Source organism: Streptomyces sp. JN8, from assembly GCF_055808075.1.
Genome location: NZ_CM147852.1, coordinates 1,815,675 through 1,838,798, shown reverse-complemented (window position 1 = coordinate 1,838,798; position 23,124 = coordinate 1,815,675). Strand labels below are relative to the sequence as shown.

Sequence of the window (23,124 nt, the reverse complement as noted above, 5' to 3'; positions counted from 1 at the left end):
CACGATCAACGGCACGGCCGACTCGGCGGCCCAGCCTGACTCAATCTCAATTCGGACCCTAGCATCGAGTCGGCGCTCCGTAAACCAATGGCCAGGGCGCGGGAGTTGGTTCAGGAATCAATATGCCGGTAATCGGGGGGACCGGCCTCGGAAGCCTGTGTCGCGTACCTGCCGGGTTAACCGATGGGAAACATCCCGTACGTGCGCAGCGCGGTGCTTTCCCTCCCCGGAAGAAGTGTGCCGACGGGGAACGGCGGGCATTCCGGCGCCCTGTGACGCCCCGGCCCGGCGCTCTCGCCCCGGCCGTTCGGCAAGGGCGAGAATCAGCCGGACCGGGTGTCCGGAAGATCTGGCTCCCCGACCGCGGGGGGAGCCGCCGGGTGACGGCGCGCGCCACCCGTCCACCGGTCCACGGGCCGGCCGTGGACCGCTCACCGGGAGGCGGCCGGGACGCTTCCTTCGGTCGCCGGCTCGCCCGCGGCCTTCGCCGCCGGGTCCGCCTTGGTGAGGGTGCAGACCCCGTCCACGCACTGCCGCTCCAGCCGGCCGCGCGAGATCGTCTGCGCCAGACCGACCATCCAGCAGGTGGGGCAGCCGCGGAAGGCGATGAGAGCCAGCGGGGCCGCGAGCAGGGTGGCCGGTCCGGCGACGGGCACCATGGCGATCGAGCCGATGATCAGCCCGAAGCCGATGGCGCCGCGCGCCAGGTGGCGCGGGACGGACTTGCTGGCGAAGTTCAGGTCGTTCGCCGGGGCCTTCGTGCTGACCCGGATCTGGTCGCCCTGGGCGGGCTTCACGATGTTCACGGTCGTGACTCTCCTCCGACGGGTGGTCGATGGCTCGATCAGGCCGCCTGGTCGGTGGCCTCATCGGGTGCTTGGTCGATCGTTTCCAGTGACTGACGGACCGCCGCGCGCGCCCGGTGCAGCCGGGACTTCATCGCGGCGTTGCTCAGACCGAGGGAATGGGCCACGGTCCGGCCGGGCAGGCCCTGCACGTCCCGCATGATCAGGACCTGTCGCTGGTCGCGGGGCAGGGCGCCGACCGCGGCCGCGATCCGCTCCACCTCCAGCCTGTGCAGCACCGCCTCCTCGGCGGAGGGCTCCGCGGAACCCTCCGGCCCGGGCGACGGGTCGTCGGTGCGACGGACGAGCAGCCGCACCTGCCGGAGGCATTCGTTGCGCACGATCCGGAACATCCATGAGGCGAGCGCACCGGTGGCGCGCAGGCTGCCGATCTTCCGGTAGAGGATGATCAGCGCCTCCTGCGCCGCGTCCTCGGCGTCCTGGGGTGAGGCGCACAGCGAGTTGGCGAACTTGCGCACATGGGGCTGCGATTCCATGACGACGGTGGTGAGCGACGTGACGTCGCCGTCCTGAGCGGCCTTGATCAGCCGCTCGTCCGGCCAGGAGAAACGTTGGTTCATGTGGCTACTCATACCCGGCGGGCGCCTCGCGCGCAGGCACTCGTCAGCTTCGGCTCTTGAAGCGCCGCATGAGGTGCCAGCTGCACGCGCCCACGAGCAGGACTCCGATGACTACGAGGGCCGTGACCATTGTGTTCCTCCTGTTGCCTCGCCGGCCCGTTCGGCCGGTACACACATAAGAGACGGCGGGGTCCCCAGAGGATTCAGCTCCGGCGAAAGTTTTTTCCGTGGATCGCGCGGAGGGCCGCCCCGCGAGGCGGACGGCCCTCCTCCGGCGGGGCTACCAGGAGGACTTGGTCACTCCGGGCAGCAGTCCCGCGTGCGCCAGCCGGCGGGTGCCGATCCGGGAGAGGCCGAACCTCCGCAGATGGCCGCGGGGCCGGCCGTCGACGGCGTCGCGGTTGCGGACCCGGGTGGCGCTGGCGTCGCGCGGCTGCCGGTCCAGCTCCGCCCGCGCGTCCCGGCGCTGTTCGGGCGTCGACGAGGGGTGCCGGACGGTCTCCTTGAGCTCCGCCCGCCGCGCGGCGTGGCGCGCGACCACCTCCCTGCGCCGCTCGTTCTTCACGATCTTGCTGCGCTTCGCCATCAGACCTTCCCTCCCCGTGCCCGGATCCGGGCGACGGCCGCCTCGATCCCGATCCGGTCCACGGTCCGGACGGCCCGCGCGCTGAGGGTCAGGCGAACGGTCCGGCCCTCGCCGGGCAGCCGGTAGCGCTTGTGCTGGATGTTCGGGTCGAAGCGGCGCGGGGTGCGCCGGTGCGAGTGGGAGATGCGGTGGCCGAAGCCGGGCTCGGCGCCGGTCAGCTGACAGTGGGCGGACACGGGTGGCTCCTGTCTCTCGCGGTGGCCGCCAGGGCCACCACTTATTGGAAATGAAAATCGTTGTCGTATACTAGCGCCATGGCACGCAACGAACTCCGCCCCGTCATCAAGCTGCGCTCCACCGCGGGCACCGGCTTCACCTACGTCACCCGCAAGAACCGGCGCAACGACCCCGACCGGATGGTGCTCCGCAAGTACGACCCGACGGTCCGCCGTCACGTCGACTTCCGCGAAGAGCGCTGACCGCAGCCGCCCCACGGCGACCCGCACGGGCGGCCGTGGGGCGGCCCCCGAACCGGCACCCCCTCGATCCGGTGCCCCTCGATGCGGCGGCCGCCCCGAACCGGCGCCCCCCCCCCGAACCGGCGGCCGCCTGAACCGGCGGCCGGAACGCCGCCCACCCCGCCACCACCACCCGCCCCGGCCACCCACAGGGACACCCCGGACGGGACGGCCGCCGCTCCGGCGGCGGCACGAGAAGAAAGGCACTGCCATGAAGCCCGGCATCCACCCCGCCTACGGCCCCGTCGTCTTCCGCGACACCGCCTCCGGCTTCGCGTTCCTCACGCGCTCCACGCTGACCGGCGACAAGGAGATCGAGTGGGAGGACGGACGGACCTACCCGGTCGTCGACGTCGAGATCTCCTCGGCCAGCCACCCCTTCTACACGGGCACCGCCCGGGTGATGGACACCGCCGGACGCGTCGAGCGCTTCGAGCGCCGCTACGGGGCCCGCTGATGGCACCGGACACCCGACTGCCCGTCGTCATCGTCGCCGGAATCCACGCCGACGCCCGCAAGGAGGTCGTCGAGCGCCTGCTGCGTACCGTCCCCGGCAGCGTCGCCCTCCACCACGACCTCGCCGGCGCCCCCGACGGCACGGTGCGCCGGCTGGTCCGCGACGCCGGCGGAGTCCTCTCCGAGGGCGGGACACCGCTGGTCGACGGCTGCGCCTGCTGCGCCCTGCGCGAGGACCTCGTACCGGAGCTGCTGCGGCTGGCCCACGGTCCGACGCGGCTCGCCGTCGTCGAACTGTGGGACTCGGTCGAGCCGAAGACGATGGCCGAGGTCGTCGCGGCGTACTCCGGAGACCTCCTCGTGCTCACGAACGTCGTCACCGCGGTGGACCCGGCCCTCGTCCTGCCCTGCCTCGCCAACGGCGACGACCTCGCCGACGCGGGCCTCGCCGCCGCACCCACCGACCGGCGCACCGTCGGCGACACGTGGGCCCGTCAGCTGGAATACGCGCCCGTCCTCGCCCTCGTCGACCACGGGCAGGCCGACGACGAGGACCGCGCCCTGCTCGCCCAGCTGCACCCGACCGCCCGGCGCGTGGCGGCCGACTCGGCCGAGCTCGCCGCGGCCGCCTTCGCCGGCTTCGACGTCGAGGCGGCGGCCGCGGCGCAGCACCCCGCCTGCGCGCTGCTGCCCCACGACGCGGACGACGCCGGGGTCGCGACCCTCGTCTGGCACCGCCGACGCCCCTTCCACCCCGAGCGCCTCTACGCCGCGCTGGAGGACCTGTGCTGCGCGGCGGCCCGCAGCCGGGGCCGGTTCTGGCTCGCGGACCGGCCCGACACCCTGCTGGCCTGGGACGCCGCCGGCGGCGCCCTGTGCGTGGAGAGCGCGGGCCCCTGGCTCGCCTCCCTGCCGGACGCCGCCTGGGAGCTGGTCCCGCCGATGCGCCGGGCCGCCGCCGCCCTGGACTGGCATCCCGAGCACGGCGACCGCTGCCAGCACCTCGTCTTCACCTCGCCCGGCCTGGACCGCGAAGGACTGGAGCGGCTCCTGGAGTCCTGCCTTCTCACCGACGAGGAGTACGCGGCGGGACCGGACGGCTGGAAGGACCTCCCCGCCGCCTTCGCACCCCTGCTCGACGCCGCCTGACCCCTACCGCCCGCCCCCGACGACCCCGCAGCCGAGGAGAACCCCCCCCCATGACCCGCCGACCCGAACGCCGCACGCCCGTGAAGAGCCGCCCCAACCCGCTCGACGCCGCCGGAGTCACGTACATCGACTACAAGGACACCGACCTGCTGCGGGCGTTCGTCTCGGACCGCGGCAAGATCCGCAGCCGCCGCGTCACCCGCGTCACCGCCCAGCAGCAGCGCCTGCTCGCCGCCGCCGTCAAGAACGCCCGGGAGATGGCCCTGCTGCCGTACGCGGGCCGGTGAGGACCGGGCCGGGGAGGGGCGCCGACCGCCCGCCGGCGGGCCCACCCGCCCTCCGCGGGCCGACCGCCCACCCGCCCGCGACCGGCGGACCGCCACCCGGGGCCGACGAGCATCAGCCCGGAACAGGCGGACGAGCATCAGCCCGGAGCAGGGCCGACGACAGTTCGCCCGTTCCGGGCTGACGCACGTCTCCCGTCGCCCCGGGCGGCGGCCCTGCGCCGGGACCCCGTCCTCCTGCTCCATCTGGCAGGCGCCGTTCATGCCAAACAGTGATCACCGCCCCCGACCGGATCAACGCCGGGCCCTGCGCGTGGTGCCCCGACCAGCGGGAACACAGACTCCCGGCATGACATCTGACTCCCACCGCCGCCCGGCGCGCCCCCGGAGGCGCGCCGGCACCGCCGGGCTCGCGTATGCCGTGTCCCTCGTCGCGGTCCCCGCGCTCATGCTCGGTCCCGCCGCGTCCACCGCGCTCGCGGCGCCCCTTCCCGGCGGCCTCGGCCCCTGCGTCCCCGGGGACTGCCCCGACGAGTTCCCCGAGATCGACAACGGCGCCATCGCCGGACGCGACAACGCGATCAACATCTTCGTCGGCGACGACTTCCTCGTCCGCGGCCGGGCGGCCGAGGCCGAGGGGCGGGTCGTGGTCCTCGACGACTTCGACCAGAACAAGGACGCGGCCGCCGGCGGCACGTACAACCTCGGCATCGTCGGGGTGGGCTCCCGGGTCCCCCCGCCCGACGGATCGGACTTCCTCACCACCGGCGGGGGCGTCACCGTCGCCGCCGGCCAGACGCTCGACACCAAGGGCGGCATCGTGGAGGAGCAGGGCATCGTGCGCCACGCGGGCGCGGTGTCCGGCACGGTGACCGGCACCCTGGTGCAGGACGCGAACGCCGTCGCGCCGTACGCCGGTCTGCGCGACCAGCTCACCGCCGCCAGCAGCTGCTACGCCCGGGTCGACGGCAGCCCCAGGACGCCCACCGGAACGGCGGTGAACCAGGGCGGCCAGACGCTCTTCACCGGCGACGGGACCTCGCAGCTCCAGGTCTTCAACGTCGACTTCGACCTGGAGGGCCCGAACGGGCAGCAGGGCATCGTCTTCGCGAACATCCCCGACACCGCGACGATCCTCGTCAACGTCCTCGGCGAGACGCGCCGGCTGACCACGTACAGCGGCGGCATCGACGACGACACCGACCCGCTCAACGCCTACCGCGAGCGCCTGCTGTGGAACTTCCCCGACGCCACCTCGGTCAACCTGGCCGGCACCGGGCAGTTCCAGGGCAGCTTCCTCATCGGGAACCAGACGTCGAGCACGACCGTCACCCTGCCCGGCATCAACGGCCGCTTCTTCACCACGGGCTCCCTCACCCACACCAGCGCCGCGACGGGCGGCGGCGGCCAGGAGTTCCACGCCTACCCCTTCAACGGCGACCTCCCGAACTGCGACGGGACCAACACGGTCACCGGCGAGGTGCGGGTGCTGAAGACGGACGCGTCGTCGGGTGCGGCGCTGCCGGGGGCGACCTTCCAGTTGTGGAGGGAGTCGAACGGTACGGCGGGGCTGCAGACGTCGGGGACGGATCCGGACGCGCAGGTGGGCGAGGCGTGCACGACGGGCGCCGACGGTGTGTGCGAGCGGACGGTGGAGACGGGGACGTACTACTGGCAGGAGACGGCGGCGCCGGACGGCTACGACCTGCCGTCGCCCGCGGTCTTCGGCCCGCTGGTCCTGACCGAGGCGAACGCCGAGGCGGGCGTGTCCGTCCCGGCGGCCAACACCCCGAGCACCACCCCGGCCACGACCGGCGAGGTGCGGGTGCTGAAGACGGACGCGTCGTCGGGTGCGGCGCTGCCGGGGGCGACCTTCCAGTTGTGGAGGGAGTCGAACGGTACGGCGGGGCTGCAGACGTCGGGGACGGATCCGGACGCGCAGGTGGGCGAGGCGTGCACGACGGGTGCCGACGGTGTGTGCGAGCGGACGGTGGAGACGGGGACGTACTACTGGCAGGAGACGGCGGCGCCGGACGGCTACGACCTGCCGTCGCCCGCGGTCTTCGGCCCGCTGGTCCTGACCGAGGCGAACGCCGAGGCGGGCGTGTCCGTCACCGCGGCCAACAGCCGCACCCCCGTCCCGCCCGGCACCGGCTCCGTCAAGCTGCTGAAGAGCGACGCGGACAGCGGCCTGCCGCTGCCCGGCGCGACGTTCGAGCTGTGGGAGGAGACCAACGGCCGCACCGGTCTGCAGACGGACGGCACCTCGCCCGACACCCGCGTGGGGACGTCCTGCACCACCGACCGGGCGGGGCTCTGCTCCTTCGGTGAGCTGGAGTACGGCACCTACTACCTGAAAGAGACCGCCGTCCCGGACGGCTACGTCCTGCCGGCCGACCCGGTCACCGGTCCCTACACCCTCGACGCCGACCAGCGGCTCGTGGTGGCCCGGCTGGACAACAGCCGCGGCGAGGACCCGTGCGAGGACGGCGGCTACGGGGACGAGGGCTACGGCGACCCCGGTTACGGAGACCAGGGCTACGGCTCCTGCCTCCGCGGGAAGGCCCGCGCCGGCACCGCCTGAGCGCGCCGCCGGCACCGCCCGAGCAGGCCGTCGGCACTCCCTGAGCACGCCGTCGGCCCGCCCGCCGGGCGCCGACGAGGCCGCGCCCACCGCCCCTGGGGACGGTGGGCGCGGCCCGTTCGCGTCCTGGGCCCCCGGCCCGTTCGCCCCGCGCAGGCCCCCGGCGACGCCCCTGCCGGCCGTCCGCGCCGCGCCGTCTCACCCGTTCGATCCGCCCCGTCTGGCCGGAACCGCACAGTCGGGATTGGCTGGGTCCACACCGTGAGGAGGCACCTGTGGCCGCTGACGACAACGCCGGGAACGACGCGCACACGGACGAACTGTCCGCGCTGCGCGCACGGGTCGCCGCCCTGGAGGGCGAGGCGGCCGCCCGCCCGGCTCCCCGGCACCGCGGACGCTCCTTCCTGGCCGCCGTGCTCATCGTGATCGGGTGCGTCCTCGCCCCGCTCGGCATCGTCGCCGCCTGGACGTCCGACATCGTCGGCGACACCGACCGGTACGTCGCCACCGTCGCCCCGCTCGCCTCCGACGCCGACGTGCAGGCCGCGGTCGCGAACCGGGTGACCGCCGCGGTCATGGACCACATCGACCTCCAGGACCTCCTGGAGCAGGCCGCCCCCGAGGAACGCCCGCTGCTCGCCAAGGGACTCGACAAGCTCGGCGGGTCCCTGGAGAGCGCCCTCGCCAGCTTCGTCCACGACAAGGCGCAGGAGGTCGTCGCCTCCGACGCCTTCGAGACGGTCTGGACCGACGCCAACCGCGCCGTCCACACCTCCGTGGTCCGCGCCCTGACGGGAAGCGGCGACGGAGCCGTACAGATCAAGAACGACACCGTGACCGTCGACCTGGCCCCCGTGATCGAACGGGTCAAGCAGCGCCTGATCGACTCCGGGCTGACCGTGGCCGCCAAGATCCCCGAGGTCCACACCGACTTCACCGTCGTCAAGTCCGACGACATCGGCAAGGTCAAGACCTGGTTCCGGCTGCTCCAGGTCATGGGCCTCTGGCTGCCCGTGCTCGCGCTGCTGCTGGTGGCCGGGGGAGTCCTGCTCTCCACCCACCGCCGGCGCACCCTCATCGCCTCCTCGATCGGTCTCGCGGCCGCCGCCCTGGTCCTCGGCGTCGCGCTGACCGTCTTCCGCACGGTCTACCTCAACGCCCTGCCCGACAACGTCTCGCAGGCCGCCGCCTCGTCCGTCTACGACGCACTGATCCACTTCCTGCGCACCACGGTCCGCATGGTGGTGGTCCTCGGCCTGGTGGTCGCCCTCGCCGCCTGGCTCACCGGCCCCAGCCGCCCCGCCGTCGTCACCCGCCGCATGTGGAACTCCGGCATCGACGCGACCCGCGCCGCGGCGGACCGGGCCGGACTGCGGACGGGCCCCGTCGGCCCCTTCGTACGCCGCTACCGCACGTGGATCACCTGGATCCTGGTCCTGCTGGCGGTCCTCGTGTACGTCCTCTGGGACCACCCGACCGCCTGGGTGGTCGTCGGTCTCGCCCTGGTCCTGCTGTTCGCCTTCGCGGTGGTCCGGTTCCTCGCGGCGGAGCCTGCCGACGCCGACGGGGAAGCGCAGCTCCGGACGTAGCGACCGGTGCCCGGGAAGAGGACGGCGGCGGCCCTGGCGGCCCGCTGGCGGCACCTGCGGGCGAGGGCGGAGCACCGGCTCCCCGTCCTGACCGAGATCGCGAGCCGGCTGCTGGGCGGGAACCTGCTGGACGCGGGCACCAGACTCGCGGCTCAGGCCTTCCTGGCCGCCGTCCCCCTGCTGTTCGCGGTGGCGGCGTTCGCCCCGGCCGCCGTACGGGACCAGTTGCGCGACTCCCTGCGGGCCATGTTCGGGCTGAGCGGAGAGTCCGACGCCGAACTGCAGAAGGTCCTGAACGGCTCCGGCGACGAGGAACTGCGGGAGACGACCGGAGCGGTCGGACTGGTCGTCGCGCTGGTCTCCGCCACCAGCTTCAGCCGGGCCATGGCGCGGGTCTGCGAGCGCGCGTGGGCCCTTCCGAAGGCGAGGACCCGGGTCGCGGTCTGGCGCTGGGTGGTGTGGCTGCTCGCCCTGCTCCTGGTGGTGCTCGTCCAGGGTCCGCTGCGGGACGGCTTCGGCGCGGGCCTCTGGCTCGGCGTCCCGGTCTTCTTCCTCGTGAGCGTCGGCATCTGGATGTGGACGCAGCACCTGCTGCTGGCCAAGCGCGTCCCCTGGCTGCCGCTGCTCCCCGGCGCGGTCCTGGCGGCGGTGGCCACGAGCGCCCTCTCGCTGACGGCCCGGCTGTACATGCCCGCCGCACTCGACAAGGCGCTCGCGGAGTACGGCTCCCTCGGACTCGTCCTCACCATGCTGTCCTGGCTGATCGTCGTGTGCGCGGCGATCACCTTCGCGTTCACCATCGGCGCGGTCCTCGCCCAGGAGCCGCCCCTGCGCCGCCACCTGGGACTGGACGCGGTCGTCGCGGAGGAGGAGGCGGAGTGATCACAGGGGCTGGTCCGGCCAGCCCAGGAGCCGGGCTCCGACGACGGCGGTCTGCAGGGTGTAGCGCTGCACCGGGTCACCGGGATCGGCACCGGTCAGCCGGTGGATGCGGTCGAGCCGGTACGTCATGGCCCGCACGCTCAGACCGAGGCGGCGGGCCGCCTGGGCGGTGGTGCAGCCGGTGTCGAAGTACGCCGCGAGGGTGTCGAGTAGCGGCCCCGCGCCGCCGCGGGCCTGCTGGAGCGGGCCGAGGACGGTGCGCACGAGGTCGGCCATGGCCTGCCGGTCCCGGGTGAGGACCGGATACACGAGCAGGTCGGCGGCGCGCAGGACCGGATCGTCGAGGTCCATCCGCGCGGCGAGGTCGAGCGCGTTGAGGGCCTCCTCGTAGGAGTGGACGACGCCGCCGGGGCCCGGGTGCGCGCGGCCGATCGCGACCTGCCCGCCGTCGGTCGCGGCGTACGCCTGTTTGGCGAAGTGGGCGAGCACTTCGGGCTCGTCGGCGGGCGCGACGCAGATCAGCCGCCCGTCCTTGGTGGTGAGCAGGATGCGCCGGTTGCCGAAGCGGGCGATGAGCGAGGCCTCGACGGTGCGGGTGACCGCGAAGCCGTCCTCGTACGGCTCCCGCCCCTGGGCGACGGCCACGGCGTGCGCGTGGGAGAGGAGCAGGCCGAAGCGTTCGGCCCGCTCGGCCAGGCGGCCGAGGTCGCTCCGTCCGTAGAGCAGGTCGTCGATGAACTCGCGTCGTGCGGCCTCCTCCTGACGCACCGCCAGACGCTGGGCCCGTTCGTGGCCCTCCGCGAAGGCGTCGACGGCCTGTTCCACGGCGCTCAGGAGGTGCTCGGCGGAGGCCCTCGGCAGTGCGGGGCGCAGCCGCTCGGCGGCGGCGAGATGGGCGCGGACGAGGACGCGCAGACCGATGCCGGCCTCCGCGGCGCGCTCCCCCCACGAGCGCAGCGACTCGCGCTCCTCCCGGAGGAGGCCCCGGCCGGTCGTGCACATCAGGCCCAAGATCCCGGCGTACTCCTCCAGATGCTCCTCGCCCCGTTCCCGCTCTGTCACGACCCCTCCAGGATTTCCCTCGCCGCCGTCCCGCATTCCGGACGCGCGGTGTCCCAGACTGGCACGGCGCCCTCCGGGGTCCGCCACCGGCATCAAGAACGCGTCAAGATTGCCGGGTTGCGGCAATGCGCGGCCGAATGCGCCTGGGCCAGGATGGGTCGCGGAAGGGCACGGGCGCGAGCTCGATGCCGGGAGAGGGAAACGGCGACGTGTCAGGGGGAGGGGCCATGGGGGAGTACCCGTACGCCGCCCTCGGCGCCCCCGCGCCGTCGGGCGGCGTCGCCCTCGCCGCCGCCGAGTCGGCCTCCCGGGCGTCGGCCAAGCTCTTCCCCGACGAACCCGGGGCCTTCCGCCAGGACGCCGCCGGTCTGCCCGGGGCCTTCTAGCCGGGACCGAGCCGCCGCCCCCCGGGGTGGCGCCGTCCCTCCGCACCCTCGGTGGCGCGGGGAGCCGCGCCCGCACGGGAGCGCCCCTGCCGTCCGGTGCCCGCCCGGCCCGCCGCCCGAGCCCGCGGCCTCCCCTTTCCTCCATCGACACGGGGTCTCTCATGGATGCCATCACCGTGGGCATCGGCGTGTTCGTCGCCGCTGCCCTGCTCATCACCCTCCTGCTGGTCCTCGTCGTCAGCCGGCTCTTCCGCAAGGTGGAGCAGGGCAAGGCGCTGATCGTCTCCAGGATGCGGAAGGTCGACGTGACCTTCACCGGGCAGGTCGTCCTGCCCGTGCTGCACAAGGCCGAGGTCATGGACATCTCGGTCAAGACCATCGAGATCTCCCGGACCGGCCGCGACGGCCTGATCTGCCGCGACAACATCCGGGCCGACATCCGCATCTCGTTCTTCGTCCGGGTCAACAAGTCCGTCGAGGACGTCATCAAGGTCGCCCAGGCGATCGGCACCGCCCGCGCCAGCGACAAGGAGACGCTGCAGGAGCTGTTCAACGCCAAGTTCTCCGAGGCGCTCAAGACCGTCGGCAAGCAGCTCGACTTCACCGACCTCTACACCAAGCGCGAGGAACTCCGCTTCCGGATCATCGAGATCATCGGCATCGACCTCAACGGCTACAGCCTGGAGGACGCCGCCATCGACTACCTGGAGCAGACACCGCTCGCCCAGCTCGACCCGGGCAACATCCTCGACGCCCAGGGCATCCGCAAGATCACCGAACTGACGGCCGTGGAGAACGTCCGGACGAACGAGTACCGGCAGCACGAGCAGAAGGAGATCACCCGGCAGAACGTCGACGCCCGCGAGGCCATCCTGGAGCTGGAACGGCGCCAGGCCGACGCCGAGATCAAGCAGAAGCGCGAGATCGACACCGCACGGGCCCGCGAGGAGGCGGAGACCGCCCGCGTGGTGGAGGAGGAGAGGCTGCGGGCGCAGAGCGCGTTCCTCAAGACCGAGGAGCAGCTCGGGATCCAGCGGGAGAACCAGGCGCGCGAGGTGGCCGTGGCGCAGAAGAACCGCGAGCGGGTCATCGCCGTCGAGAACGAGCGGATCGAGAAGGACCGGCTCCTGGAGGTCATCGCACGGGACCGGGAGACCGAACTGACCCGCATCTCGGCCGAGAAGGAGGTCGAGGCGGAGCGCCGAGAGATCGCCGAGGTGATCCGCGAGCGGGTCGCCGTGGACCGTACGGTCGCCGAGCAGGAGGAGTCCATCAAGCGGCTGCGGGCGGTGGAGGAGGCCGAGCGGACCCGCCAGGCCGTCGTCATCGCCGCGGAGGCCGAGGCGCAGGAGAAGCTGGTCAAGGACATCAAGGCGGCGGAGGCGGCCGAGCAGGCCGCCGTGCACCGGGCCGCCGAGGAACTCACCCTCGCCGAGGCCCGCAACAAGGCCGCCGACATGGACGCGCGGGCCAAGATCCGCCTCGCCGAGGGAGTCCAGGCGGAGGCCGCCGCCGAGGGCCTCGCCGCCGCACAGGTCCGCGAGCGGGAGGCCGACGCGATCGAGCGGACCGGACGGGCCGAGGCCGAGGCCACCGAGGCGCGGCTGCGTGCCGAGGCGGAGGGCCTGCGGGCCAGGGCGCTCACCGAGTCCACCGCGATCGGCGAGAAGCTCAAGGCCGAGGCGGAGGGACTCCAGCAGAAGGCCGTCGCCGTCGCCGCGTTCGACGAGGCGTCCCGCACGCACGAGGAGTACCGCCTGCGGCTGGAGGCCGAGAAGGACATCCGGCTCGCCGGACTCGACGTGCAGCGGCAGGTCGCCGAGGCGCAGGCCACCGTCCTCGCGACGGGCCTGGAGCACGCCGACATCAACATCGTCGGAGGGGAGTCGGTCTTCCTCGACCGCCTCGTGCAGTCGGTCTCCCTCGGCAAGTCCGTCGACGGCTTCGTCGAGCACTCCCGGACCGCGCGGACGCTGGCCGGCCCGTGGCTGAACGGAGAGGGCTCCTTCACAGAGGACCTCGGCAAGGTGCTCGGTTCGCTGTCCACGGCCGACGTGCAGAACCTCAGCGTCTCGGCGCTGCTCGCGAAGGTCATGGGGTCCGGCGTGCTCGACGCCCACGCCGCCGGCCCCGCGGCGACGGCCGCCCCGGACACCACGGCCCCGGCCACGACGTCCCCGGCCGCCGGGACGGCGGCACTGAACGGCGCCGCCACGAGCTGACCGCCACGGGGGTGCGGTCACCAGGGGGCCGGTGCCGGCTGACGGGGGAGTCGACGGCACCGGACCCCCACCCACCACGGACAAGGAGCGGAACGAGATGAGCGCCCGAATCGACCGGGACACCTACACGGTGCTGCGCGACCGGCTCGCCGCGCACGCCGGCGAACTGGCCGGACGGGCGGAACGGCTCAACGAGGCCCGCACCGCGGTCTTCGGCTCGGGCGAACTGGGCCTCACCGGCACGGTCCACGTCCGCACCGGACGCGCCGGCACACCCCGGGACGTCGTCGCCGTCGGCGACGACCTGCTGCTCCTCGGCTTCCACCCGTCGGCCGCGGAACCGTCCGGGACCTCCGTCGACGACGTCTTCACCCTCTGCGACCGCGCACTGAACCCGCTGCCCGCGACCGCGGTGCCGGGCCTCCTCGACGACCCGGCCTTCGTCCGGGAGTTCGCCGCCCTGCACCGCTACTTCCGGGGCGCCCGCCTGCTGCGGCTGCGCCGGACGGACGGCCGGCTGCTCGCCGTCTTCCGCACCGGGGAGCAGGCCGACGACCTCCGCGTCCTGCGCTGGGCCGTCGGACCGTCCGGCGAGACGCGGTTCCTCGACGCGCGGGGCGAGCGCGACCACGTCGTCCCGCCCTCCCAGGACGTCGCCTGGATCGAGACGAGCCGCGAGGACCACGTGCCGGGCCGCCACCCGCACATCTCGCTCGGCGGCCGCCTCCACGTCTCCACGGCCGGCGGCGCCCTGACGCTCAAGACGGAGAACGACACCGAGACGGCCGAGGGCGTCCACACGGAGCCGGTCGACGAGCCGCTGCAGTCCCCGGCCGACGCCGAGGTGGCCTACGCGGTCGTCGGCGCCCTGATCCTCGTGCGGGTCCGCCCGTACAAGGAGGAGGTCCGCCGCCACCTCGTCTACAACACCCTGACCGGCGGCGTGGTCAGGCTGGACGCCCTCGGACAGGCGTGCCTGCGGCTGCCCGACGACGAGGGGATCGTGTTCCCCGGCGGCTACTGCCTGGCCTCCGGAGCCGTACGGACCTTCGACACCGACACCGCGGGGCTGGCCTACGACCGGACCGTCCGCTCCCCCGACGGTGAGGACCTCCTCTTCGTCTTCCGCGCCCGGACGGAGGGCCGCACCCTCCTCCTTCCGTACCACCTGATCCGCAAGGAGATCGCGACCCCGGTCGCCTGCACCGGCTACGCGCTCCTCGACGACGGCACCATGGCCGTGCTGCGCGGCGGAGCGGGCGAACCGGGCCGGGTCCACCCGGTGCAGCTCTGGCGCACGCCGTACGTCTCCGACACCCACGTGACCACCGCGGACGACGGCCCCCTGGCCCGCGTCGGCAACGCCGACCTCGTCCGCGGCATCGCGGACTGCCTGTCGATCGCCCGGCAGGCCGCCGAACTCACCCCCGCCGGCGAGGTGTACGAGGCCCTCGTCGCCGCCTGCGTGCGCGCGGGCGACGTCCACCACTGGCTGGGCGACCCCGACCTCGGGGACCTCGACTCCCCCCTGAACGAGCTCCGCTCCACCGCCGCGCAGGTCCTCGCCGAGTTCGAGACCGTGAGCACGCTCACCCGGCAGGCCGCCGAGGCGCTGGAGGAGTCCACCCGAAGGATCGGCGCACTGGTCCGCCGGGTCCGGGGCGAAGCCCCCGCCACGGCCGCCGAGTGGATCTCCAGGATCACCGAACTCCGCGGGGAACAGGGCCGTCTGGCCACCCTCGGGGAGATGCGGTACGCCGACACCGACGCCGTCGACGCCCTCTCCCGGAGCGTCGGCACCGACATCGACGCGACCGCCCGGCGGGCCGTCGCCTTCCTCCGCCGCGAGGACGCCTTCACCGCCCACGGCACCGAGGCGCGGCGACTGGCGGCCGAGGCCGGGGCGGTCACCACCGTCGCCGGGACGGCCCCGCTCGCGGAACGGCTCGACGCGGACACCGCGGGCCTGCGGACGCTCAGCGAGACCGTCGCCGGGCTCGACATCGGCGACGCCACCGTCCGGACCTCGATCCTCGCCCGCATCGCGGAGGTCCTCGGCGAACTGAACGGCGCCCGCGCCGTCCTCGCCGCCCGCCGCGCCGAACTCCTCGACCGCGAGGGCCGGGACGAGTTCGCCGCCGAGACGGCCCTGCTCGGTCAGGCCGTCACCGGGGCGCTGGCCGCCGCGGACACCCCCGACGCCTGCGACGAACAGCTCGGCGGACTCCTGCTCCACCTGGAGAACCTGGAGTCCCGCTTCGCCGAACACGACGGCTTCGTCGCCGACATCGCCGAGCGGCGCGGCTCGATCCACGACGCCTTCACCGCCCGCAGGCAGTCCCTCCAGGACGCCCGGGCCCGCCGCACCGAGCAACTCGCGCTCTCCGCGGGCCGGGTGCTGGAGACGATCGCCCGACGGGCCGCGACCCTGGGCGACCGGGACGCGGTGCACACCTACTTCGCCTCCGACCCCATGGTCGCCAAGGTCCGGCGCACCGCCGACACCCTGCGCGAACTCGGCGACCGGGTACGGGCCGAGGAACTGGAGGGCCGGCTCGGCGCCGCCCGCCAAGAGGCGGCACGGGCGCTCCGGGACCGCGTCGAGCTCTTCGCGGACGGCGGCGACACCCTCAGGCTCGGCCGGCACCGCTTCGCCGTCAACCGCCAGGCCCCCGAACTGACCCTCGTCCCGCACGGGGACACCCTCGCCCTCGCCCTGACCGGAACCGACTACCGCGCACCCGTCACCGACCCGGCCCTCGCCGGGGCGCGCCCCCTCTGGCAGCGGACCCTGCCCTCGGAGTCGCCCGAGGTCTACCGCGCCGAGCACCTGGCCGCCCGACTGCTGTCCGCGCACGGACCGGCCGAGCCGGCGGACGCGGACCTGCCCGCCCTCGCCCGCCGTGCCGCCGAAACCGCCTACGACGAGGGGTACGAGCGCGGCGTCCACGACCACGACGCCGCGGCGATCCTGGAAGCGGTACTCGCCCTGCGCGACGGGGCGGGGCTCCTCGGCCACCCCGGAGCCGCCCGCGCCGCGGCCCAGGACTTCTGGGCCCACGCCACCACCCCCGAGACCCGGGACCAGTGGACCCGCCGCGCGGTCTCCCTGACCCGGGCCCGCGACCTCTTCGGCACCGAGACCGCCCTCGACGGCCTGCGACGGGAACTGGCCGAGGAGACCGGCGACGCCGCGGCGGCCGCCTACCTCGTCGCCGAACTCGCCGCAGCGCCCCAGGGATTCGCCCTCTCCGGCGCGGCGCGGACCCTGCTCGACTCCTTCCGCCGCGCCGTCGGCACCTCCGGGTACGACGAGGCCCTCGCCGCCGTCACGGAGCCCGGGGCCCGCCGCGGACTCGTCGAGGCATGGCTCGGCTCGTACGCGGCGGCGCGGGGCGGGCCACCGGACGCGGGCGTCCTCGCCGAGGCCGTCGCCGTCGAACTCTGCCCGGACCTCGACCGGTACGAGGCCGACGCCCCGACCACGGCCACGGTCACCGGACTGCTCGGCAGCCACCCCCGCGTGCAGGGGGGCGCGCTGGAGATCCGCCTCGACGAGTTCCTCGCCCGCACCGCGGCGTTCGCCGCCGACGAGGTGCCCGCCTTCCGCGCCTACCAGGAGCACCGCGCCCGGCTCGTCGCCGCCGAGCGCACCCGGCTCCGCCTGGACGACCACCGGCCCCGCATCATGGCGTCCTTCGTCCGCAACCGGCTCGTCGACGAGGTCTACCTCCCGCTCGTCGGCGACAGCCTCGCCGGACAGCTCGGCGCGGCCGGGGACGCCGGGCGCACCGGCTCCCACGGCCTGCTGCTGCTCCTCTCCCCGCCGGGCTACGGCAAGACCACGCTGATCGAGTACGTCGCCGAACGCCTCGGACTGCTCCTCGTCAAGGTCGACGGCCCCGCGCTGGGACAGCGCACGACCTCGCTGGACCCCGCCGAGGCCCCCGACGCGACCGCCCGCCGGGAACTGGAGAAGATCGCCTTCGCCCTGGCGGCGGGCAGCAACGTCCTGCTGTACCTCGACGACATCCAGCACACCTCGCCGGAGTTCCTGCAGAAGTTCATCCCCCTCTGCGACGCCACCCGCACGCTGAACGGCCACGACCTGCGCGGGAAGCGCTTCGCCGTGTGCATGGCCGGGAACCCGTACACCGAGTCCGGACGGGCCTTCCGCGTCCCGGACATGCTGGCCAACCGGGCCGACGTGTGGAACCTCGGAGACGTGCTGACCGGGAAGGAGGAGGCCTTCGCCCTCAGCTTCGTCGAGAACGCCCTCACCTCCCACCCGGTCCTCGCCCCGCTCGCCGGGCGGGACCGCGCCGACCTGGAACTCCTGACCCGGCTGGCGGCGGACGACCCGACGGCACGCCGCGACCGGCTCGCCCACCCCTACGCCCCCGCCGAACTCGACCAGGTCCTCGCCGTGCTCCGCCATGTCCTGGCCGCCCGCGCGACCGTGCTCGCGGTCAACGCGGAGTACATCGCCTCGGCCGCCGTCGCCGACGAGGCCCGCACCGAGCCGCCCTTCCGGCTCCAGGGCTCGTACCGCACCATGAACAGGATCGCCGCCCGGATCTCGCCCGCCATGAACGCCGCCGAGCTGGACGCCCTCGTCGACGACCACTACACCGCCGAGGCCCAGACCCTCACCACCGAGGCCGAGGCCAACCTGCTCAAGCTCGCCGCGCTCCGCGGCACCCTCACCCCCGCGCAGGCGGCCCGCTGGACGGAGATCCTCGCCGCCCACGCGCGGACCCGGGCGCTCGGCGGGTCCGAGGGCGACCCCCTCGCCCGCGCGGTCGCCGCCCTGGGCCTGCTGGCCGACCGCCTCACGGCCGTCGAGACCGCGATCACCCGCGCGGCGGACCCCCGCCGTCTCCTCGCGGGCCCCGCGGCACGGCGGGCCGCGCAGCCCTTCGACCTGCCCGCCGCCGAGCGGCACCGGAACTGACGGGGCGGGAGGCGAGACGTGCAGCGTGCGGCAGGGGCGGCACTCCGCCCCCGGGGCGGCTCAGGCCGCCGGTCCGCCGGTTCCGTGGACCTCCAGGCGCACCTCGGTGCCGCCGCGGGGACCGGGACCGACGAGGAGGTCGGCACCGATCAGCAGGGCCCGTTCGCGCATGCCCTGGATCCCGGCGCCCTCGGGCGCTTCCCCGAGGCCGCGGCCGTCGTCGCGGACCAGCAGCCCGGTCCCGCCGCCCGCCAGCGGCCGCAGGTGGACCTCGACACGGCCGGCGCCCGCGTGTCTGGCCGCATTGGTCAGGCCCTCCTGCGCGACGCGGTAGAGGACGAGTTCGGTCGCCGGATCCAGCGGGGGGAGTCCCGGGGTGATGCGGGTGACGACACCCAGCCGCGGGGTGGTGAACTCGGACGCCAGGGAGCGCAGCGCGCTGTGCAGGCCCAGCTCCTCCAGGACGCCGGGGCGCAGCCGGCGGGCGATGCGGCGGATCTCGTCCAGGCTGGCCCGGGTGCTCTCCTGGGCCTGGTGCAGTTCGGCGCCCATCGGCTCGGGGGAGCGGTCGGCCGCGTGCTTGAGCTGCAGGAGGACGGCCGTGAGGGTCTGGCCGATCTCGTCGTGGAGTTCCTGGGCGATGCGCTTGCGCTCGGCCTCCAGAGCGGTGAGCACCCGGCCGCTGCTGGTGGCGCGTTCGGCTTCGAGGCGGTCCAGCATGGCGTTGAAGGACCGGGTGAGGGCGGCGATCTCGCCGTCGCCGGTGACCGCCGGACGGGTGACGGGCCTGAGGAGGTCGGCGGTCGCCATCGCCCGGTTCAGCCGGGCGAGCGGGGCCAGGCCGACCCTCAGCAGGACCGCGTTGACGACCAGCATCGCGGCCAGTCCGCCCAGCAGGACCAGCACCTCGCCGAAGAGGACCGGGGTGGAGACGGTCACCGGGCCGAGCAGCAGGGCCACCGCGACGGCCAGGACGGCGGCGTTCAGCAGGAAGATCCGCCAGTACAGCGACACGGCCGCCGCCTTTCCGGCCAGTCGCCCGGCCTTCGTCACGGCCTCTTCGGCCGTTTCCTCCCCGGCTGCTCTGACCTGCGACGGAGCCCACTTCCCCAGCCCATCCTCACGCACCGGAAAGGGAGGTGTCCATCCGTGCTGACACCCATATTTCAGTCACGCGGAAAGTGGCACGATGGCCCCCGCCGTGCGGCGTCCTCCTGCCCCGGAGCCGGCTGCCGCCGCGCCGGCGCCACGTACCAGACGAACACGAGGGGGACGACCGTGCCTGCTCCACGCATGAGCACCACACCACTGCCCGGCATCGGGGTCCAGTACGACCTCACCACCCGCGAGCACCGCCACCTCTCCGTGGTCGCGCACCGCGACGGCACCCGGACGGTGAGCCTCTACCGGGCGGACGACCCCGACGCCTGCGCGCAGTCCCTGCACCTGACGGGGGCCGAGACGGCCTCGCTCATCGACGCGCTGATGCCGGCCCACCACAGCCCCAACGTCCTGCACACCACCGACCTCGGGCTGGTGGCCGAACGGATCGAGCTGTCCGCCCACTCCTACTGGAACGGCAAGGTGCTGGGGGAGACGCGGATGCGGACCGAGACCGGCGCGTCGATCGTGGCCGTCCTGCGGCGGGCGGAGGCCCGGCCCTCGCCCGCGCCGGACTTCCGCCTCGCCGGCGGGGACACCCTCATCGTGATCGGCACCCGCGAGGGCGTCGACGCCGCGGCCTCCGTACTCGGACGGGAGTGACGCCTGTGCACTCCGCCCTCTTCCTCATCGAGTTCGGCGCGATCATCCTCGGCCTCGGCCTGCTGGGCCGGGTCGCCGGACGCCTCAAGTTCTCGCCCATCCCCCTCTACCTCCTGGCCGGCCTCGCCTTCGGCACCGGCGGGCTGCTGCCCATGGGGGCCAGCGAGGAGTTCGTCGCGATCGGCGCCGAGATAGGCGTGATCCTCCTACTGCTGATGCTCGGCCTGGAGTACACGGCGTCGGACCTGGTCTCCAACCTCAAGACGCAGTACCCGGCCGGACTCGTCGACTTCGGCCTCAACGCCGTGCCCGGCGCCGTCGCCGCCCTGCTGATGGGCTGGGGGCCGGTCGCCGCCGTCGTCCTGGCCGGCGTCACCTGGATCTCCTCCTCCGGGGTCATCGCCAAGGTCATGGGCGACCTGGGCCGGGTCGGCAACCGCGAGACCCCGGTCATCCTGTCCGTCCTGGTCCTCGAGGACCTCGCGATGGCGGTCTACCTGCCGATCATCACCGCCCTCCTCGCCGGGGTGAGCCTCGCCGCCGGCAGCGCGACCCTGGCCATCGCCCTCGGCGTCGCCGGAGCGGTCCTGTTCGTCGCGGTCCGCTTCGGGCGCCACATCTCCCGCTTCGTCTCCAGCGACGACCCCGAGAAGCTCCTCCTCGTCGTCCTCGGCCTGACCCTGCTCGTCGCGGGCATCGCCCAGCAGCTCCAGGTCTCCGCGGCCGTCGGCGCCTTCCTCGTCGGCATCGCCCTCTCCGGCGAGGTCGCCGAGGGCACCCATGCCCTGCTCAGCCCGCTCCGGGACCTGTTCGCCGCGGTGTTCTTCGTCTTCTTCGGCCTGCACACCGACCCCGCGAGCATCCCGCCCGTGCTGCTGCCCGCACTGGCCCTCGCCGCGGTGACGGCGGGCACGAAGATCGCCACCGGCTACTGGGCGGCCAAGCGCGCCGGGATCGGCGTCAAGGGCCGCTGGCGGGCCGGCGGCACGCTCGTGGCGCGCGGCGAGTTCTCCATCGTCATCGCCGGCCTCGCCGTCACGGCCGGAATCGAACCGGCGATGGGCCCGCTCGCCACCGCGTACGTCCTGATCCTCGTGGTGATCGGACCGCTGACCGCCCGCTACACCGAACCCGTCGCCGCCTGGGTCGCCGGCCGCCGCGGCCGGTCCGGGACGGCCGCCGCGGCCGTCGTCCCCCCGCGCCCCGCGGTTCCGGAGGACCTCGGCGGACCGGGCGAGGACCACGGCAGGCAGCAGGACCAGGCCCACGACCCGGCGCGCCGCGCCTGAGCGAGGGCCCCGCTCGGGGCCCGACACCTCCTAGGACCCGCGCCGACGGCGCCCGCGGTGCCGCGGCGCGGTGTCCAGGACGTGCACCGCGAGCGCCGCGGCGACCAGGCCCGCGGCCATCAGCAGCCCGTGGGGCGCCAGGATCCCGGTGACCACGGCGCCCACGGCCAGCGCGAGCGCCAGCCAGGCCCGGGCGCGCCGGTGCCGGCGGAATCCGCGGGCGGGACGGGGAGCGTCGCGCCACGGCACGGCGTCCAGGGCGGCGAGCCGGTCGTCGTCCGGTTCCGTCATGGCGGGTGCCTCCCTTGCGTCGGTCACGCGAGCGCGACGCAGCGCAGAGCAGCATGGCGACCGCGCCGCCCAGGGCCGCGGCGACCCGGTGCACCCGCTCGGTGGCGATCAGCACGTAGACGGCGGCGAACACCGCCACGGCGAGCCACGCGGTGACACTCACGGCGGGCCGGCCGGGACGCCTCGGGGCCGGTGGGGGGGTCGGGGTCGTCATCGGCGCGCTCCGTCCACAGGTGCTGCCGCGAGCACCCGCGCCCCTTCGGGGACCCCTCCGAACAGCGGGTGCTCCGGATCCCCACCCTCGCCCGGAGCGCCCTCCCGGCGCATCGGGGCCGGCACCCATCTTCCGCGCGCACCGGCCGCGGCGGCCCGATCCCGCCCCCGGTCGCCCCGGCGGCGGTGAAAGATGAGAGGGTCTTGCGGTGAGTGAGACACCGACGAACACCCTGCAATACCGCGTCGACGGGCGAGAGGACGCCCCGGTCCTGGTCATCGGGCCCTCCCTGGGCACCACGTGGCACATGTGGGACCGGCAGATACCGGACCTCACCCGCGACTGGCGGGTCGTCCGCTTCGACCTGCCCGGGCACGGCGGCGCGCCCGCCGACCCCTTCAGCTCCGTCGCCGAGCTCGGCGACCGGCTCCTCGCCACCCTCGACACGATCGGCGTCCAGCGCTTCGGTTACGCGGGCTGCTCCCTCGGCGGCGCCGTCGGCCTCGACCTGGCCCTGCGCGCACCCCACCGGGTCGCCTCCCTCGCCCTGGTCGCCACCTCGCCCCGGTTCGGCAGCGCCGACGAGTTCCGCCAGCGCGGTGTCATCGTCCGCGCCAACGGCCTGGAGCCGATGGCCCGCACCGCGCCCGAGCGGTGGTTCACCGCGCTGTTCGCCGGCGCGCAGCCCGCGATCGTGGACTGGGCCGTGCAGATGGTCCGGACGACCGACCCCGCCTGCTACATCGCCGCCTGCGAGGCCCTCGCCGTCTTCGACGTCCGGGAGGCCCTCGACCGGATCGCCGTCCCCGCTCTCGTCCTCGTCGGCTCGGAGGACCAGGTCACCGGCCCCGCCGAGGCCCGGACCCTGGTGGCGGGCATCCCCGACGCCCGCCTCGCGGTCGTCCCCGGGGCCTCGCACCTCGCGCCCGTCGAGCAGCCCGCCGCCGTCACCGACCTGCTCATCGAGCACTTCGCCGGCACCGCCCCCGACACCAGCGGCACCCTGACCGTGCCGCCGCAGCCCGCGGCCCCGGCGCCCCCGGCCGAGCCCGCCCCGGACGCCGAGCCCGTCGAGGCCGCCCGCCCCGACCCGTACCCGACGGGGCTCGCGCTGCGCCGCGAGGTCCTCGGCGACGCCCATGTGGACCGGGCGCTCGCCGACGGCGCCGACGGCGCCGTCGGGGCCTTCCAGGAGCTCGTCACCCGGTACGCCTGGGGCGAGGTGTGGAGCCGTGACGGCCTGGACCGGCGCACCCGGAGCGTCGTGACCCTGACGGCCCTCATCGCCGGCGGCCACCGGGACGCCCTCGCCGACCACACCCGCGCGGCCCTCCGCAACGGACTGTCCGCCGAGGAGCTCCGCGAGATCGTGCTCCACGCGGGCGTGTACTGCGGCTTCCCCGCCGCCGAGACGGCACTGCGGGTGGTCGCCCGCGTCGTCGAGGAGGAGACGAGGCCCCCGGCGTAG

At 74.3% G+C, this 23,124-nt stretch carries 20 protein-coding genes; 13 read left to right on the top strand and 7 right to left on the bottom strand.

Annotation, left to right across the window (positions count from 1 at the left end):
- Positions 1-431: 431 nt before the first annotated feature.
- From ACY0MR_RS08040 to rpmB, 4 genes are all read right to left on the bottom strand, one after another.
- Positions 432-797: a hypothetical protein gene (locus ACY0MR_RS08040; protein WP_388796281.1), complete on the bottom strand. Its 366-nt coding sequence runs from the start codon at positions 795-797 to the stop codon at positions 432-434.
- Between the two features lie 47 nt (positions 798-844).
- The gene (locus ACY0MR_RS08035; RefSeq protein ID WP_392864105.1) at positions 845-1,426 is read right to left on the bottom strand and encodes an RNA polymerase sigma factor; all 582 of its coding nucleotides are present in this window, start codon (positions 1,424-1,426) and stop codon (positions 845-847) included.
- A 280-nt stretch (positions 1,427-1,706) separates the two neighbouring features.
- Entirely contained in the window at positions 1,707-2,012 is a 306-nt protein-coding gene (gene rpsN / locus ACY0MR_RS08030) for a 30S ribosomal protein S14 (protein WP_473559976.1), read from the bottom strand.
- Entirely contained in the window at positions 2,012-2,248 is a 237-nt protein-coding gene (gene rpmB / locus ACY0MR_RS08025) for a 50S ribosomal protein L28 (RefSeq protein WP_388796154.1), read from the bottom strand. The genes rpsN and rpmB overlap by 1 nt, the downstream gene beginning before the upstream one ends.
- Positions 2,249-2,326: 78 nt before the next feature.
- On the opposite strand from rpmB, the gene rpmG reads away from it, so the two are divergent.
- The 7 genes from rpmG (at position 2,327) to ACY0MR_RS07990 (ending at position 9,474) form a co-directional block, all read left to right on the top strand.
- Positions 2,327-2,491: a 50S ribosomal protein L33 gene (gene rpmG, locus ACY0MR_RS08020; protein ID WP_388796151.1), complete on the top strand. Its 165-nt coding sequence runs from the start codon at positions 2,327-2,329 to the stop codon at positions 2,489-2,491.
- Positions 2,492-2,741: 250 nt separating this feature from the next.
- Positions 2,742-2,987, top strand: coding sequence for a type B 50S ribosomal protein L31 (locus ACY0MR_RS08015; protein WP_361859411.1), 246 nt, complete (start codon positions 2,742-2,744; stop codon positions 2,985-2,987).
- Positions 2,987-4,135 carry a CobW family GTP-binding protein gene (locus ACY0MR_RS08010; RefSeq protein ID WP_473559973.1) on the top strand — a complete coding sequence of 383 codons (1,149 nt, stop codon included), beginning with the start codon at positions 2,987-2,989 and terminating at the stop codon, positions 4,133-4,135. The genes ACY0MR_RS08015 and ACY0MR_RS08010 overlap by 1 nt, the downstream gene beginning before the upstream one ends.
- 50 nt (positions 4,136-4,185) lie before the next feature.
- Positions 4,186-4,422 carry a 30S ribosomal protein S18 gene (gene rpsR / locus ACY0MR_RS08005; RefSeq protein WP_361859405.1) on the top strand — a complete coding sequence of 79 codons (237 nt, stop codon included), beginning with the start codon at positions 4,186-4,188 and terminating at the stop codon, positions 4,420-4,422.
- A 346-nt stretch (positions 4,423-4,768) separates the two neighbouring features.
- A complete protein-coding gene (locus ACY0MR_RS08000; protein WP_473559970.1) occupies positions 4,769-7,003 on the top strand; it encodes a choice-of-anchor A family protein in 2,235 nt (744 codons plus the stop codon).
- Between the two features lie 275 nt (positions 7,004-7,278).
- Positions 7,279-8,592, top strand: a complete 1,314-nt coding sequence (locus ACY0MR_RS07995) for a hypothetical protein (RefSeq protein WP_392864103.1) — start codon at positions 7,279-7,281, stop codon at positions 8,590-8,592.
- Between the two features lie 6 nt (positions 8,593-8,598).
- Entirely contained in the window at positions 8,599-9,474 is an 876-nt protein-coding gene (locus ACY0MR_RS07990) for a YhjD/YihY/BrkB family envelope integrity protein (RefSeq protein ID WP_392864102.1), read from the top strand.
- Here the strand turns inward: ACY0MR_RS07990 and ACY0MR_RS07985 are convergent, their stop codons facing one another.
- Complete coding sequence (locus tag ACY0MR_RS07985) at positions 9,475-10,476, bottom strand: PucR family transcriptional regulator (protein ID WP_473561737.1); 1,002 nt, start codon at positions 10,474-10,476, stop codon at positions 9,475-9,477.
- Positions 10,477-10,763: 287 nt separating this feature from the next.
- Between ACY0MR_RS07985 and ACY0MR_RS07980 the strand changes: the two genes are divergently transcribed.
- From ACY0MR_RS07980 to ACY0MR_RS07970, 3 genes are all read left to right on the top strand, one after another.
- Complete coding sequence (locus tag ACY0MR_RS07980; RefSeq protein WP_388796134.1) at positions 10,764-10,922, top strand: hypothetical protein; 159 nt, start codon at positions 10,764-10,766, stop codon at positions 10,920-10,922.
- 161 nt (positions 10,923-11,083) lie between these two features.
- Positions 11,084-13,144, top strand: a complete 2,061-nt coding sequence (locus ACY0MR_RS07975) for a flotillin family protein (protein ID WP_473559968.1) — start codon at positions 11,084-11,086, stop codon at positions 13,142-13,144.
- A 97-nt stretch (positions 13,145-13,241) separates the two neighbouring features.
- Positions 13,242-18,098: a DNA repair ATPase gene (locus ACY0MR_RS07970; RefSeq protein ID WP_473559966.1), complete on the top strand. Its 4,857-nt coding sequence runs from the start codon at positions 13,242-13,244 to the stop codon at positions 18,096-18,098.
- A gap of 60 nt (positions 18,099-18,158) precedes the next feature.
- Here the strand turns inward: ACY0MR_RS07970 and ACY0MR_RS07965 are convergent, their stop codons facing one another.
- A complete protein-coding gene (locus tag ACY0MR_RS07965) occupies positions 18,159-19,112 on the bottom strand; it encodes a sensor histidine kinase (RefSeq protein ID WP_404079035.1) in 954 nt (317 codons plus the stop codon).
- A 264-nt stretch (positions 19,113-19,376) separates the two neighbouring features.
- Here ACY0MR_RS07965 and ACY0MR_RS07960 point away from each other — a divergent pair, with 264 nt between their 5' ends.
- Both ACY0MR_RS07960 and ACY0MR_RS07955 read left to right on the top strand, forming a co-directional pair.
- Entirely contained in the window at positions 19,377-19,862 is a 486-nt protein-coding gene (locus ACY0MR_RS07960; protein WP_361857178.1) for a cation:proton antiporter regulatory subunit, read from the top strand.
- 5 nt (positions 19,863-19,867) lie between these two features.
- On the top strand, positions 19,868-21,151 hold the full coding sequence (locus ACY0MR_RS07955) for a cation:proton antiporter (protein ID WP_404079037.1): 1,284 nt from the start codon (positions 19,868-19,870) through the stop codon (positions 21,149-21,151).
- Between the two features lie 30 nt (positions 21,152-21,181).
- On the opposite strand, the gene ACY0MR_RS07950 is transcribed toward ACY0MR_RS07955, so the two are convergent.
- Positions 21,182-21,442 carry a hypothetical protein gene (locus tag ACY0MR_RS07950; RefSeq protein WP_388796125.1) on the bottom strand — a complete coding sequence of 87 codons (261 nt, stop codon included), beginning with the start codon at positions 21,440-21,442 and terminating at the stop codon, positions 21,182-21,184.
- A 422-nt stretch (positions 21,443-21,864) separates the two neighbouring features.
- On the opposite strand from ACY0MR_RS07950, the gene pcaDC reads away from it, so the two are divergent.
- A complete protein-coding gene (gene pcaDC, locus ACY0MR_RS07945; protein WP_473559963.1) occupies positions 21,865-23,124 on the top strand; it encodes a bifunctional 3-oxoadipate enol-lactonase/4-carboxymuconolactone decarboxylase PcaDC in 1,260 nt (419 codons plus the stop codon).

Coding starts and splice junctions, on each gene's coding strand:
- ACY0MR_RS07950 (WP_388796125.1), bottom strand. CDS start 21,442: ATGACGGAACCGGACGACGACCGGCTCGCCGCCCTGGACGCCGTGCCG.
- ACY0MR_RS07970 (WP_473559966.1), top strand. CDS start 13,242: ATGAGCGCCCGAATCGACCGGGACACCTACACGGTGCTGCGCGACCGG.
- ACY0MR_RS08035 (WP_392864105.1), bottom strand. CDS start 1,426: ATGAACCAACGTTTCTCCTGGCCGGACGAGCGGCTGATCAAGGCCGCT.
- ACY0MR_RS08015 (WP_361859411.1), top strand. CDS start 2,742: ATGAAGCCCGGCATCCACCCCGCCTACGGCCCCGTCGTCTTCCGCGAC.
- rpsN (WP_473559976.1), bottom strand. CDS start 2,012: ATGGCGAAGCGCAGCAAGATCGTGAAGAACGAGCGGCGCAGGGAGGTG.
- ACY0MR_RS07975 (WP_473559968.1), top strand. CDS start 11,084: ATGGATGCCATCACCGTGGGCATCGGCGTGTTCGTCGCCGCTGCCCTG.
- rpmG (WP_388796151.1), top strand. CDS start 2,327: ATGGCACGCAACGAACTCCGCCCCGTCATCAAGCTGCGCTCCACCGCG.
- ACY0MR_RS08010 (WP_473559973.1), top strand. CDS start 2,987: ATGGCACCGGACACCCGACTGCCCGTCGTCATCGTCGCCGGAATCCAC.
- ACY0MR_RS08000 (WP_473559970.1), top strand. CDS start 4,769: ATGACATCTGACTCCCACCGCCGCCCGGCGCGCCCCCGGAGGCGCGCC.
- ACY0MR_RS07985 (WP_473561737.1), bottom strand. CDS start 10,476: ATGTGCACGACCGGCCGGGGCCTCCTCCGGGAGGAGCGCGAGTCGCTG.
- ACY0MR_RS07980 (WP_388796134.1), top strand. CDS start 10,764: ATGGGGGAGTACCCGTACGCCGCCCTCGGCGCCCCCGCGCCGTCGGGC.
- rpsR (WP_361859405.1), top strand. CDS start 4,186: ATGACCCGCCGACCCGAACGCCGCACGCCCGTGAAGAGCCGCCCCAAC.